At 60.6% G+C, this 13,674-nt stretch carries 13 protein-coding genes; 4 read left to right on the forward strand and 9 right to left on the reverse strand.

Annotated features, from left to right (window positions below; translation table 11 throughout):
* Positions 1 to 41 precede the first annotated feature (41 nt).
* Together ACM1ZW_RS25070 and ACM1ZW_RS25075 are read right to left on the reverse strand one after the other, a co-directional pair.
* Positions 42 to 1,439 carry a NarK family nitrate/nitrite MFS transporter gene (locus ACM1ZW_RS25070; RefSeq protein WP_414880438.1) on the reverse strand — a complete coding sequence of 466 codons (1,398 nt, stop codon included), beginning with the start codon at positions 1,437 to 1,439 and terminating at the stop codon, positions 42 to 44.
* Positions 1,417 to 2,721: an MFS transporter gene (locus ACM1ZW_RS25075; RefSeq protein ID WP_017338875.1), complete on the reverse strand. Its 1,305-nt coding sequence runs from the start codon at positions 2,719 to 2,721 to the stop codon at positions 1,417 to 1,419. Before ACM1ZW_RS25075 ends, ACM1ZW_RS25070 begins: the two co-directional genes overlap by 23 nt.
* A gap of 304 nt (positions 2,722 to 3,025) precedes the next feature.
* Here ACM1ZW_RS25075 and ACM1ZW_RS25080 point away from each other — a divergent pair, with 304 nt between their 5' ends.
* From ACM1ZW_RS25080 to ACM1ZW_RS25095, 4 genes are all read left to right on the forward strand, one after another.
* Complete coding sequence (locus ACM1ZW_RS25080; RefSeq protein WP_414880437.1) at positions 3,026 to 4,828, forward strand: HAMP domain-containing protein; 1,803 nt, start codon at positions 3,026 to 3,028, stop codon at positions 4,826 to 4,828.
* On the forward strand, positions 4,825 to 5,472 hold the full coding sequence (gene narL, locus ACM1ZW_RS25085; protein ID WP_416739578.1) for a two-component system response regulator NarL: 648 nt from the start codon (positions 4,825 to 4,827) through the stop codon (positions 5,470 to 5,472). The genes ACM1ZW_RS25080 and narL overlap by 4 nt, the downstream gene beginning before the upstream one ends.
* Positions 5,473 to 5,558: 86 nt before the next feature.
* Positions 5,559 to 6,233: a Crp/Fnr family transcriptional regulator gene (locus tag ACM1ZW_RS25090; protein WP_416739579.1), complete on the forward strand. Its 675-nt coding sequence runs from the start codon at positions 5,559 to 5,561 to the stop codon at positions 6,231 to 6,233.
* Between the two features lie 74 nt (positions 6,234 to 6,307).
* The gene (locus ACM1ZW_RS25095) at positions 6,308 to 6,733 is read left to right on the forward strand and encodes a putative zinc-binding protein (protein WP_017338878.1); all 426 of its coding nucleotides are present in this window, start codon (positions 6,308 to 6,310) and stop codon (positions 6,731 to 6,733) included.
* A gap of 78 nt (positions 6,734 to 6,811) precedes the next feature.
* Here the strand turns inward: ACM1ZW_RS25095 and ubiT are convergent, their stop codons facing one another.
* From ubiT to norR, 7 genes are all read right to left on the reverse strand, one after another.
* The gene (gene ubiT / locus ACM1ZW_RS25100) at positions 6,812 to 7,279 is read right to left on the reverse strand and encodes a ubiquinone anaerobic biosynthesis accessory factor UbiT (protein ID WP_416739580.1); all 468 of its coding nucleotides are present in this window, start codon (positions 7,277 to 7,279) and stop codon (positions 6,812 to 6,814) included.
* Positions 7,276 to 8,163 (reverse strand): U32 family peptidase, encoded by an 888-nt coding sequence (locus ACM1ZW_RS25105; RefSeq protein WP_414880433.1) that lies wholly within the window; start codon positions 8,161 to 8,163, stop codon positions 7,276 to 7,278. The genes ubiT and ACM1ZW_RS25105 overlap by 4 nt, the downstream gene beginning before the upstream one ends.
* Positions 8,164 to 8,173: 10 nt before the next feature.
* Entirely contained in the window at positions 8,174 to 9,169 is a 996-nt protein-coding gene (ubiU, locus tag ACM1ZW_RS25110; protein WP_416739581.1) for a ubiquinone anaerobic biosynthesis protein UbiU, read from the reverse strand.
* A 122-nt stretch (positions 9,170 to 9,291) separates the two neighbouring features.
* A complete protein-coding gene (glp, locus tag ACM1ZW_RS25115) occupies positions 9,292 to 10,527 on the reverse strand; it encodes a gephyrin-like molybdotransferase Glp (protein ID WP_416739582.1) in 1,236 nt (411 codons plus the stop codon).
* On the reverse strand, positions 10,524 to 11,078 hold the full coding sequence (moaB, locus tag ACM1ZW_RS25120; RefSeq protein ID WP_010460206.1) for a molybdenum cofactor biosynthesis protein B: 555 nt from the start codon (positions 11,076 to 11,078) through the stop codon (positions 10,524 to 10,526). The genes glp and moaB overlap by 4 nt, the downstream gene beginning before the upstream one ends.
* A gap of 243 nt (positions 11,079 to 11,321) precedes the next feature.
* Complete coding sequence (gene pdxH / locus ACM1ZW_RS25125; protein ID WP_416739583.1) at positions 11,322 to 11,969, reverse strand: pyridoxamine 5'-phosphate oxidase; 648 nt, start codon at positions 11,967 to 11,969, stop codon at positions 11,322 to 11,324.
* A gap of 88 nt (positions 11,970 to 12,057) precedes the next feature.
* The gene (norR, locus tag ACM1ZW_RS25130) at positions 12,058 to 13,587 is read right to left on the reverse strand and encodes a nitric oxide reductase transcriptional regulator NorR (RefSeq protein WP_017338885.1); all 1,530 of its coding nucleotides are present in this window, start codon (positions 13,585 to 13,587) and stop codon (positions 12,058 to 12,060) included.
* Between the last annotated feature and the right edge of the window lie 87 nt (positions 13,588 to 13,674).

Genomic DNA, 13,674 nt, shown 5'->3' on the forward strand with positions numbered 1-13,674 from the left:
GGTCTGTGCCCCGCCCACGCAATGGTTGGATGCAGCTCGGCTCAGCAGGGTGTCGCGGCGCCTTTGCGCGCGTACCACCACCAGGTCACCACGATGCAGCTCAGGTAAAAGCCGACGAACATGTAGAAGGCCATCTCCGGACCGCCGGTCTGGGCCATCGAAGTGCCGAAGGATTTGGGAATAAAGAACGCGCCGAAGGCGCCCATGGCCGAACTGAAGCCCAGGACCGCAGCTGATTCTTTGCCGGCATCCTTGAGCGCTTGTTCGCGCACGGCGGCTGGTTTGCCGGCCGAGGCTTTTTCATGCTGGGTGCGGAAGATCACCGGGATCATGCGGAAGGTGGAACCGTTGCCGACGCCGGTGGTGATGAACAGCAGCATGAACATACCGAGGAAGCCGTAGAAGTTACCGCCCTGGCCGCTTTGCGGCAGAAAGTGCAGAACACCGAAGACCATCACGATCATCAGCACGAAGTTCCACAAGGTCACCTTCGCACCGCCGAGCTTGTCCGCCAGCCAGCCGCCCAATGGACGCACAAGCGCACCCACCAACGGGCCGAGGAAAGCGAACTTCAAGGCAATGACGTCAGGGAACGAGGTTTTGATCAGCAGCGGAAACGCGGCGGAGAAACCGATGAACGAACCGAAGGTCGCCAGGTACAACCAGCACATCAGCCAGTTGTGTTTGCGTTTGAAGATCACCGCCTGTTCGCTGAACGAGGCCCGTGCACTGGACAGATCATTCATGCCAAACCAGGCCAGCACGGTCACCAGGACAATAAACGGCACCCAGATGAAGCCGGCGTTCTGCAACCACAACTGGCCGCCGTCCGGCAGTGCTTGCGGCGAGCCGCCCATGAAACCGAACACACCGAAGGTAATCACCAGCGGCACACAGAACTGCATCACCGAGACGCCCAGGTTACCCAGCCCCGCGTTGAGGCCAAGGGCCGTGCCCTGCTGCGACTTCGGATAGAAGAAACTGATGTTGGACATGCTCGACGCGAAGTTGCCGCCACCAAAACCGCAGAGCAACGCAATCAACACGAACACGCTGTAGGAGGTGCTCGGGTCCTGCACGGCGAAGCCCATCCAGATCGATGGCAGCAACAGCGACGCGGTGCTCAGGGCGGTCCAGCGACGGCCACCGAAGATCGGCACCATAAAGGAATAGAAGACCCGCAAGGTCGCCCCGGACAGCCCCGGCAACGCCGCCAGCCAGAACAGCTGGTCGGTGGTGAAGGAGAAACCGATGGCGTTCAAACGCACGATCACCGTGCTCCAGACCATCCACACCGCAAAGGCCAGCAGCAACGCAGGAATGGAAATCCACAAGTTGCGCGTGGCGGTCTGTTTGCCGCTACTTCCCCAGAACGCGGGGTCCTCGGGGCGCCAGTCATGAATGACCGGGCCTTTGTCAGGCTTTTGCAGAACGGACATGTTCTTCTCCTAGGGCAATGCTGGAAATCGGGGACGGTGTCAGCAGCGGCGCTTTACCCAGCACCGGGCTTTTGCGTATTTCGCTGAAGTACATCCAGGTGAGGGAGACCCAGACCACGCCGTACATCAACATGAAGCAGGAAGAGCGCACGCCGGTGAGGTCCACCAGGGCGCCGAACAGGATTGGCAACACGAAGCCGCCCAGGCCACCGGCGAGGCCGACGATGCCGGACACCGCACCCATGTTTTTCGGGTAGTCATTGGCGATGTATTTGAAGACCGAGGCCTTGCCGAACGCGAAGGCGATGCCCATGACGAACAGCAGTACGGTGAACAGCGCGGGGTTGAGGCCGATGTGAAAATCCACCGGGCCGTTGATCGTTTGCACTTGCAGTTGGGTCTGGGGATACGAGAGCAGGAACAGGCAGATCCAGCTGATCCACAACACCCACCAGGTCACGCTTTGCGCACCCCAGCGATCCGACATCCAGCCACCGACCGCACGCAGCACGCCACCGGGCAGGGAAAAACAGGCCGCCAGCAGCGCCGCGCTTTGCAGGCTGAAACCGTATTCCTGCACGTAGTATTTGGTCATCCACAGCGCCAGGGCGACATAACCACCGAAGACGATCGAGTAGTACTGGCAGTAGCGCCACACGGCCGGGTCCTTCAGCGAACTCAATTGCTCACGCAACGTGGCGCCCGAAGCGCTGCGGTGGTTTTTGTTCTCGGCGCTGAGGAACCAGAACAACAGCGCGGTGATAAATAGAATGGCGCTGAAAACTTTCGGCACCAGCTGCCAACTGCCGGCAGCGATCAATGCCGGGGCCAGAAACTTGGTCACCGCGGCTCCGGCGTTACCGGCGCCGAAGATGCCCATGGCGAAGCCCTGATTCTCCTTGTCGAACCATTTGGCGACGTAGGCAATCCCCACCGAGAACGAGCCGCCGGCCAGGCCGACGAACAAGCCCAGCACCAGGAACTGCCAATAGGCGGTGGCGTGACTGATCAGGTACAGCGGCGCGACACAGGCCAGCATCAGCAGGAAGAACACGCTGCGCCCACCAAAGCGGTCGGTCAGCAGCCCCAGTGGCAGACGCACCAGCGAGCCGGTCAGCACCGGCGTCGCGGCCAGCAGGCCGAACTGGGTTTCGTTGAGCTGGAGAAGGTCCTTGATCGGCACCCCGAGCACGGCAAACATCATCCAGACCATGAAGCAGACAGTGAAGGCCAATGTGCTCATGCCCAGCACCAGGCCTTGTCGTACACGGGGTTCGGTCACAATGCTCTCCAGTCAGTTAGCCATGGCGGCAGACTAGAGAGGCCAACCCCGCAAAAACTTGACCTACGTCAACGAAGCCCATGGGGGCATAGGCCTATGCTTGCGGGGTCTACCTCTAAGGAGGTAGTACAGAAGAACCCTAAAACCGTTTGTTTATCAGTGTCTTAAGGTTTTTCGCCGCGGTTTTTGCTGACAAGGATCAGTCGACAACTCTTTAGAGGTAGCGCGCCCTGGATCGGCGGCAAAACCCTGACCTGGGGTTCCACATGCTCTGTTTTCCTGAAATTGTCCGGAACCTGCGCTGATGATGCGCTGGTTGCGCAGCTCCCTGCCCGCTCGCGCCGGGCTGGCTGTGATCCTGATCGCCGTGCTCGCCCTCGCCAGTTCGTTGAGTGCCGGACTGATCGCCTGGTTCAGCCAGGGTGATGCGGCTGCCATCAACACCGCAGGCTCTGTGCGCATGGAGACCTACCACCTGAGCTGGAAACTGGCCGCAGGGGCAACCGGCGAAGAAATCCTCGCCATCACCGACAGCCTGCAAACCCGTTTAAACAGCCAGTCACTCAAAGCCGTGCTGGAAGATGGCCCGACCACCGCACTGCAGATCAGCTACGGGCAAATCCAGCAACAATGGAACGAGGATTTGCGTCCGGCACTGGAACGCGGTGATGCCGCCTATTTTCAGCTCCAGGCCCTGCCCTTCGTTGAGCAACTGAACCATTTCGTCGACCTGTTGCAGCGCCAAAGTGAACAGAAGCAAGGCTGGCAACAAGTTATCCAGGGCTTGGCGCTGTTCACCACGATGATCGTCCTGCTGCTTGGGCTTTACGAACTGCAATATGGCGTGGTCACGCCCCTGAAAGAGTTGGTGGACGCGACCCAGCGTTTTCGTCGTGGCGATTTCAAGGTGCGGGTCAACCATCAGTCCCAGGACGAATTGGGCCAATTGGCCATGAGTTTCAACGCCATGGCCGAGACGATCGAAGACTCGCATCGCACCCTTGAGAGTCAGGTCCAGCAGAAAACCCTGAACCTGCAACAAGCCAATGCGGCCCTTGAATTGCTGTACCAAAGCAGTCGAAGCCTGGCTACACGCCTGGCCAATGCCGAAGGTTTGGATGAGTTGATCCGGCGCTTCCAGCAACGCCTGCCCGGCTTGCGCCTGTCGCTGTGCCTGCAAGGTCAATTGCAGGCCCCGGCCCAACAGTTGCTCGCCCTGCATGGCGCCAACATCCGCGAAGTCTGCGCCAGCAGCGATTGCGCCACGTGCCAGAAGCACCATAAAGCCAGCCCGCAAACCTTCAGCATCAGCAACCAGGGCAGCGAACTGGGTGAGCTCAAGGCGCATTTTGTCGATGGACACCCGACGCAAGCCTGGGAAACCCAACTGATCCAGGCCCTGGCCAACCTGATCGGCACCTCGCTGTCGCTCAAGCGCCAACGGGAACAGGATCATCGCCTGCTGTTGCTCGACGAACGCACGATCATTGCCCGCGAGCTCCACGACTCACTGGCCCAGGCCCTGTCCTACATGAAGCTGCAAGTCAGCCGTCTGCAAACCCTGATGCGTCGTGGCGAACCGGTCGAGACCCTGGAGAACGTCACCGCCGAACTGCGCGAAGGGCTGAACAATGCCTATCGCCAGTTACGCGAGTTGCTGACCACCTTTCGCTTGCAGATTCACGATGCGGGGCTGGTGCAGGAGCTCAAGGACACCGCCGAAGAGTTCTCCCGTCGCGGGGAGTGCCAGGTGCACCTGCACGTCGACGCGCTGGCCTTTCAATTATCGGCCAGCGAACAAATCCACATTCTGCAGATCACCCGCGAGGCGCTCTCCAATTGCCTGCGTCATGCCCATGCGCAAAACGCCTGGCTGCAACTGCGTCAGGACGGTGAAACCGTGAGGCTGATCGTTGAAGACGACGGGCGTGGCTTCAGCGGCAACGTCGACCAACGCGAGCATCACGGCCTGAAAATCATGGATGAGCGGGCCCGCAGCTTGCGCGGTCAACTCGAAATAGTTTCCAGGGAGCCGCAAGGCACCCGTGTCCAACTGGAATTCCAACCGGAGTTTCTGGGACAAAAAACAGAAGGTAGCGTCACATGAACCCGTCCCTGCAACACACCATCCTGCTGGTCGATGACCATCCGATGATGCGTCACGGCATCCGCCAGATGCTCGAACTCGAAGATGATTTCCTGATCGTCGGTGAAGCCAGCAACGGCGAAGAAGCGCTCGGACTGATCGAGCCGCTGCAACCGGATCTGGTATTGCTCGATAACAACATGCCGGTGATGAATGGCATTGAAACCCTGCGCCAGTTACGGGCGATGCACTACAACGGCAAGGTGCTGCTGTTTACGGTCTCGGATGCCGAAGACGATATTCGCGACGCGCTGCGTCTGGATGCCGACGGCTACCTGCTCAAGGACATGGAGCCCGAGCTGTTGATTCAGTACATCCGCAATGCCTTGAACGGCGAATTGGTGATCAGCCCGGGGCTGACCCAGGTCATGGCCCAGGCACTGCGCTCACCCCAGCGCCAGACCGTGGTGGAACTGACCGAGCGTGAACGTCAGGTGCTGAAAACCATCGCCAGCGGCTTCAGCAACAAAGTCATCGGGCACAAGCTCGGCATCACCGAAGGGACGGTCAAGGTTCATGTGAAAAACCTGCTGCACAAACTCGGCTTGCGCTCGCGGGTCGAGGCCGCGGTATGGGCCATGGAGCATCTGCGCAATGCCGGATGACGGGTATGCCTCTTTGGAGGTAGACCGGCAGAGGCATAGGTCATCCGGCCGACACTCTCTACTATGAGCGTCAGCGGAGGTACGCCATGCTGACCCACCCTTCCATCGTTTTAACGTTGCGCCGTCACCATCTGTTCAGCCAACTTCCGGAGAAAATCTTCGAGGAAGTCTGCAGCCTGGCGATGCTCAAGCGCCTGAGTTGTCACAGCACACTCATGCACCAAGGGGATCCGGCCAAGCGTTTCTTCCTGCTGGTCAGCGGCCAGATCAAGTTGTATCGGCTGACCGGCGAAGGCCAGGAGAATCTGGTGGAGATCATCCAGCCGGGCCAGACCTTTGCCGAAGCTTTACTGTTCAGCCAGGCCCGTCTCTACCCGGTCAGCGCCACGGCGCTGAAAGACAGCGTACTGGTGAGTATCGAGGGCAACCACTACCGCAATGCCCTGGAAGATCAGCCGAAAGTCTGCCTGGCGATCCTGGCGAGCATGAGCGTGCACCTGCACCTGCGTCTGCGCGACATCGACACCTTGACCATGGCCAGTGCGAGCCGCCGGGTGATCAACTTCCTGTTCCAGGAACGCAACCCGGTCAGCGGTTTGATTGTGTTGCAGGTGTCCAAACGCCTGGTGGCCTCGAAGCTGGGCATTCAGCCGGAAACCTTTTCGCGGATCTTGCACCGCCTGGTGGACAGCGGCCTGATCGCGATGGAACGCCGCAACATCAGCATCCTCGCCGAAGAGGATCTCGCGGCCTTCCAATAGTCGTAATTGACCGCCGTCAATGCGCAATGCCACCGCTCTTGCACACTGAAGATGTCCATCCATGGAGAGCGCTCATGTCCCGTTCAACCTTGCCCCTGATTTACTCCTGCTCAGGCTGCTCCAACGTTGCCCAACTGGCCAATACCCTGGCCGTGCGGCTTGATCGCAGCGGACTGGCGGAAATGTCCTGCATCGTCGGGGTCGGCGGGCACGTGGCGGCGTTGGTCAACAAGGCACGCTCGGGACGGCGGATTTTTGCTTTGGATGGTTGTCCGTTGCAATGCGTCGAAAACTGCCTGAAGCAGCATGGTTTGCACGCGGATGTGCATTTGATTCTTAGCCATTACGGGTTGCGCAAACGCTTTGGCGAGGACTGTACGGAGGCGCAGGGGGATGAGTTGTTTGAAGGGATCAAGCAGTTGATCGCCAGTGATGCCCGCCAGTCTGTGGAACAAATACATTCTAATGTGGGCGCAGGCCTGCTCGCGAAGGCGGACTGATATTCAACATTGATGTTGACTGACACACAGCCTTCGCGAGCAAGCCCGCTCTCACATTTTGACCGGCGTTTGCAGGTTCTACTGCGCCGCCAACCCCTTCCCTGCCCGCTCCAGATTGCGCCACAGCCAAACCGGCAACACATCTGGATCGAGGCTGTCGATAAGGTTCTTCAGCGCCAGCCCCAACTCCGTATCACCCTCAATTACCAAACGCCTGCGAAAGAACAACGTATCCGGATCCTCCTGACGACTCGCCAGCAATAAAAACTCACGCCAGTTACCACTGATGGTCACATGCGCGTTGGCGCGTTCAGCAATTCGCAACCCTTCACTGGTCAGCGTAAGAAACCAGGACAACCCCAGGTCCGGAATCCGCAAGCACAACCAGCGCCCACGCAACACTTCAAACTCGCCGTCGCGCAACGGCTCCGCGAGGCAGCGATTGAGCGCCTGCTGCAACGCCAGACGCTGCACGGCAAAAGGCACCCGGCGCACCAACGGCAACAACCGGTCGGCGCCTTTGAGCAGCCACTTCTTCCGATTCACAGGCCGACCTCTTCGACGCGCAACATGCCGGCCTGGCCATGCCAGTAACCGTTACAGCCGTCGACGAACACCGGCGGTGTCTCGCCCAGACGAACCCGTTGATAGGCGGCAATGACCTGCGCCATGCCTTGATAACGAGGGCTCAGTCGCAACAAATCAGCGCCGCAGGCCACCAGCCCTGCGTAATCGGCCAGGAGATTGGTCACCTCGGCCGACATCGTTTGAATGCCATTAATGGTGAACAGTGCCTGCCCTTCCTGACTGGTCAGCGGCAGGCCGTCGGGGTAGTTGATGCAGCAAAACTGGCAGTCGTCCTTGGGCCGGTTTTCCGCCCGCGCGGTGAAGCAGCGTGCGGAATAGGCCAACGGCAAATGCCCATAAGCGAAGACCTCGACTTCCGGGACCTCTCGACCCAGTTCCCGCACCTGATCGAGCACATCGCTAATCAGCGTCGCCGAACACTCCACGGGCGGCACCCAACGGGTCATCCCGCCGTCCAGCAGTTGCGTGAGCGTATGCCCGTTGTACACATTCAGCGCAGGACCGCCCACGAACGGCAACTTGCGCTCGGCCAGAAACTGCACCGCGCCCATGTCGTTGGCTTCCACCAACAGTTGGCCGTTGTCGCAGAGCCGCCGCAGGCTAGAGAGTTCGGAGGCCGCTTCGATAAGCGTCAGGCTGGAGAGAACCAGTTGTGCCTGGCTGCATTCTTGTAACTCGCGCCCCAGCCCCAACCATTGATCCAATGAAAATGACCGGCGTTTCGAGCACACGGTTTCCCCCAGATAAATCACATCCAGGGGCAAGGCCGACATCTCGGCGTAAAAGTTGCTGAGTTGCGCTTTGTCCCAATAAAACAGGACCGGTCCAAGGCTGAGCTTCATGTCGCCTCCCTCATTGCCATGATCGATGGTAAGCACCCAAAGTGGTCTGGCTGCCTTCGGACAAACCGGCCAACACCCGTCGCCATTCCTCCTTGACCCGAAAACTGCCCGGCGAACCACGATGGGCATCCAGCGCCGCACGCCAGACACGGGTGACTTGTTCGACATACGCCGGGCTGCGTTGCCGGCCCTCGATTTTGACCGCCTCGACGCCGATGGCCGTCAATTCCGGCAGCAAGTCCAGGGTGTCGAGGCTGGTGGGTTCTTCCAGCGCATGAAAGCGTTTGCCGCCGACCAGGAAACGGCCTTTGCACAGGGTCGGATAACCGGCGGATTCCTCAGGGGTGTAACGGTCGATCAGCACTTCACTGAGCCGTGCACTCAAGCCGTCGGCGTCTTCGCTCCAGCGCACCGCTTTGGCCGGCGAACAGACGCCACAGAGGTTCGGCGACTCACCGGTAATGTACGAAGACAGATGGCAACGCCCTTCAGCCATGATGCACAAGCTGCCGAAGCCAAAGACTTCGATGGGCACCGGGCTGCTTGCAGCGACCTGACGCACCTGCGCCAACGACAACACCCGTGGCAGTACCGCGCGACGAATTCCGTAGCGCTGCGCATAAAACTCCAGGGCCGCGGCATGGGTCGCCGAGCCCTGTACCGACAGGTGCAGCGCCAGTTGCGGATGCCGCTGGCTGGCGTAGTTGAGTACGCCGGGGTCGGCGGCGATCAGCGCATCCACGCCAAAATCGGCGGCGCGATCAACCGCGCGCTGCCAGCGTTCCCAGCCCTTGGGTTGCGGGTAGGTGTTGACCGCGACATAGAGTTTTCGTTGATGCTGACGAATGTGGGCGACCGCCGCGTCGAATTGTTTGTCGTCCATGTTCAGCCCTGCAAAATGCCGGGCATTGGTGTCATCGCGAAAACCGACATAAACGGCATCGGCGCCTTGGCGCACCGCCGCTTTTAGCGCAGGCAGGTTGCCTGCCGGGCAGACCAGTTGCATGGGTAATCCTCATGGGAAAACGCGTCTGAACCCTCCCCCGATGCCTGTGGCACAGCGATCGAAAAAGGCGCTGCCAGTCTAGCGAAACCGGCAGGCACAGCCTTGACGGCAATCAATTGCGATCAATGCATCAGGTCGGCGAAGGACAGGAACATCACGTTGTCGTGCTTGAGCACTTGCTGCTCGCACTCGATCACCGCCAGACCATCGGCCCAGCACGCGGCGGTCAACATCGCCGAGCTTTGCTGGGGGTGCAGCTCCACGCTCAACTGACCATCAGCACCGGGTGTCAGCCGAGCCCGCAGGTACTGCCGACGTTTGTTGCGCTGCAACCAATCGAACCCGGCGGGCACGGCCAGTGGCGCCGGCAACACATCGCTGACGCCCTGAGCCCTGAGCAGGAACGGGCGCACCACCACCAACGCGGTAATCAGCGCCGCCGAAGGATTGCCCGGCATGCCGATCCAGGGTTTGCCGGCGACTTCGCCGAAGGCCAGCGGCTTGCCCGGCTGAATGGCCAGCCGCCAGAAATCCAGGCTGCCGAGTTCCTCGATCGCTTGTTTGAGGTGATCTTCCTCACCCACCGAGACGCCACCGGAACTCAACAACAGGTCGCATTCCGAAGACGCCAGGCTTAACGCATGCCGGCTGGCGGCCAACTCATCGGCCATGACGCCATAGTCATGCACCTCGACCCCCCAACCGCTCAACAACGCGGCGAGGCAGTAACGATTGCTGTTGTAAATCTGCCCGGGCGCCAATGAATCACCCGGCTCACGCAGTTCATTGCCACTGCTGAGCAAGCACACCTGCAACGGTCGATAGACCTCGAGCCGCCCGATGCCAGCGCCAGCCAGCAATCCCACTTCTTGCGCACGCAGACGTTTGCCGGCCTGGATTAACAGGTCGCCGCGGCGAACCTCCTCACCTTCTTTGCGCACGTGATCGCCAGTATTGACGGGCGGGAACCACACGCGCTTGCCCTCGATCCGACAACGCTCCTGTGGCACCACGGTGTCGGCGCCTGCAGGTAATGGTGCACCGGTAAAAATCTGCACTGCTTGCTGCGCGAGCAACGGTGAGCACGCCGAATCCCCCGCTGCGATTCGTCCGCCAATCAACAACCAGCCACCCTCCGGTGGCAGGTCAGCGGCCCTGAGGGCATAACCGTCCATGGCGCTGTTGTCCCAGGCCGGCAGGTCGACGGGGGAATGAATGTCCGCCGCCAGCACCCGACCCAAGGCTTGATCCAGGTCGATCTTTTGCGCCAGGGGCGGCGGCGGTGCCTGGTCCAGCAAACGATTGATGGCCTCGTCCACCGGCATCAAGTGACCAAGGTCACACACCCGGCCGGTCATGAGCGGGTCTCGCAGGCGTCGACGACCCGTTGCCCTTGCGGTTTCAAATGGGGGGCGAAATTGCATGGGCCGGTGCGGCTGTCCAGCTGTTCGAGCAGGATCTGGTTCCAGGCCGTTCGACACGCGCCCGGCGAACCCGGAACGCAGCACACCAGCACGCCATTGCTCATCCCTGCCAATGCCCGGGATTGCAGGCTGGACATGCCGATTTCCGCAAGGGACACCTGACGGAACAGTTCACCGAAGCCTTCCACGTGTTTGTCCAGCAACGGCAAAACCGCTTGTGGTGTGTTGTCGCGCGCGGTGAAACCGGTGCCGCCGGTCATCAATACCACCTGCACCTTGGGGTCGGCGATCCAGTGGGAAACCTTGGCGCGGATCTGATAAATGTCGTCCTTGACCAGACCACGATCGATCAATACATGCCCGGCCGTTTGCAGCAAATCCGTGAGGGTCTGCCCCGAGGTGTCGGTGTCAAAGGTGCGCGTATCGCTGATGGTCAGCACGGCAATGTTCAGGGGTTCAAACGTGCGTTGCGCCAGATGGGCCATATCCAAGCCTTCCCGTAAATGAGGGTATGGGGCAAAGCCTGAACTGGAATGCCCGATGAGCCTATTCCTCCAAGGAGGTACCTCTACAGGGACATATGAAGAACGTGTAGGCCACACGATACCTGTGGGAGCGAGCCTGCTCGCGATAGCGGCTTGTCAGGCAACATTGATGTCGACTGACCCACTGCTATCGCGAGCAGGCTCGCTCCCACATTGTTCTCCATCGCTGCGCGTTCTGCGGGTTCAAGGTGCCAAGCGGTTCCGTTGCCATACGCCATCGCGCAACCGGTAATCGAGACGGTCATGCAAGCGGTCGGCACGGCCTTGCCAGAATTCCAGGCGATCAGGCTGCAAGCAGTAGCCGCCCCAGTGCTCGGGCCGCGGCACGGCCTGGCCGGCAAACCGTTGGGTGGTTTGTATCAACAGCGACTCAAGCTCGGCCCGATTGGCCAATGGTCGGCTTTGCGGTGAGGCCCAGGCGCCCAGGCGACTGTCCTGTGAGCGGGAATCGAAGTACGCATCCGACAGCGTCGGGGCGAGCCTGGACACTTGCCCCTCGATCCGCACCTGACGCTCCAGCCCCGGCCAAAAAAAGGTCATCGCAGCATACGGATTAGCAGCCAATTGCTGCCCCTTGTCGCTCTGGTAATGACCGAAAAACGTGAAGCCTTCATCACTAAAGCCCTTGAGCAGCAGGACCCGACAGTGCGGGCGACCTTCACTGTCGACGGTCGCCAACACCATGCTGTTGGCTTCGACAGGCGCGGGCTCGGTGTCGCGGGCCAGTTGCATCCACTGTCGGAACATGGCCAGCGGGTCGTCCAGCGCCGCCTCGTCTTGCAGGCCAAAAAGGATGTAGTTGCGGCGCATCTGTGCCAGGGAAAGCGGCATGAGGGTGATCTCCGAAAAGGTTCTGCCCAGCGTGCGAGACTTCGCGCAACAGCACCTTGATCACCATCAACACTGAGCATGCCCAGCCTTACTTGAGGCGTAACCGCCGCGCCAGTTTGTGCAGGTTGCTGGGATCGATTTCCAGGATCCGCGCGGCGCTGGCCCAGTTATCCCCGGACAGGCTCAAGGCCTGGAGAATTTTCTTGCGCTGGTAATCGTCGACCGCTTCCCCCAGGGGCTGGAACGGCGCGTCAGCCGTTTCGTCCAGAGGACTTTCGACGACCACGCCCTGCCCGCCCATGGCACTGTCGAGGTCCAGAATCTCGGGTTCCAGCGTCATGATCAGGGTGCGACTCGTGCCGCGGCTGAGCGTCTTCAACGCGGCTCGGCTAATCACATGTTCCAGCTCGCGCACGTTGCCCGGCCAGCTGTAAGTCAGCAGCGCGCGCTCGGCGGCCGGCGACAGACGCAAACCGCGCAAGCCAAGCCGCGCCCGATTCAGCTCAAGGAAGTGCCCGGCCAGCATCAACACATCGTTACCCCGCTCGCGCAACGGCGGAATCGGCACCGGATAGACCGAGAGCCGGTGATACAAATCCGCCCGAAACAAGCCATCGCGGATGCTGTCCGGCAGGTGCCGGTTCGTCGCGGCGATGATGCGCACATCGACGTGCAACGGCTTGTCGGCGCCGAGGCGCTGGATCTCGCCGTTCTGCAGGGTGCGCAGCAGTTTCGCCTGCACAGCCAATGGCAATTCACCCACTTCATCGAGAAACAGCGTGCCGCCGTTGGCCGCATCGAAACGCCCGGCACGGTCACTGGTGGCGCCGGAAAACGCGCCTTTGACATGGCCGAACAATTCACTTTCCGCCAGAGACTCCGGCAAAGCAGCGCAGTTGACCTGCACCAGCGGCTTATGACTGCGACGCGACAGACGATGCAAGCGCCGGGCGAACAGCTCTTTGCCGACGCCGGTCTCGCCCAGCAGCAACACCGGCAGCTCGGAATCGGCCAGTACATCCAGTTCATTGAGCAACTGGTGCAGCACTTCACTTTGCCCGAGGATTTCGCCTTCGTCCGCCGGTCTGCGTACGTCTTGAATATCGCTGCGGGACAAGCGCAGGCTGCGGTTTTCCTGTTCCAGTCGGGTGACTCGCACGGCGGCTTCGATCTGCAAGGTGCAGCGCTTGAGTTCTTCCCGCGCACGGCTGTCGAAGGTCCCGGCATGCAGCGCATCGAGGGTGATCGCCCCCCAGATCCGACCTTCCACATACAGGCTCACGCCCATGCAGTCATGCACTGGCATCGGTTCGCCGGCGTGATTGTCGAGCAAGCCATCATAGGGATCCGGCAGCCGACTGTCGGGCTCGAACCAGGTGGGTTCGCGCGACGCCATGATCGCCGCCAGCCGCGGATGCTGAGCGATGACAAACCGGCGGCCCAACGCTTCATGCACCAGCCCCACCGTCGCGACCGGCCTGAGGCTGTCGTCATCCAGACGCAGCAATCCCACGGCGCCACTGTTGAAGTACTCGCGCAGGGTCTGGACCAAACGTTGCAACCGCACAGCATTCGGCAACTCGACGATCAGGTCGGCCGCCAGGCTTTCACGCAGCATGGTAGTTATTACCCTCTATGGTTGGATTCACCCTAAAGCGTCCGGGTGTCTATCACCACAACTAAAAATTAAGCCATATTTTTCAAT

Origin of the sequence: Pseudomonas sp. NFX71, from assembly GCF_048079215.1 — a bacterium.
GTDB classification, from domain to species: Bacteria; Pseudomonadota; Gammaproteobacteria; order Pseudomonadales; family Pseudomonadaceae; genus Aquipseudomonas; species Aquipseudomonas fluorescens_B.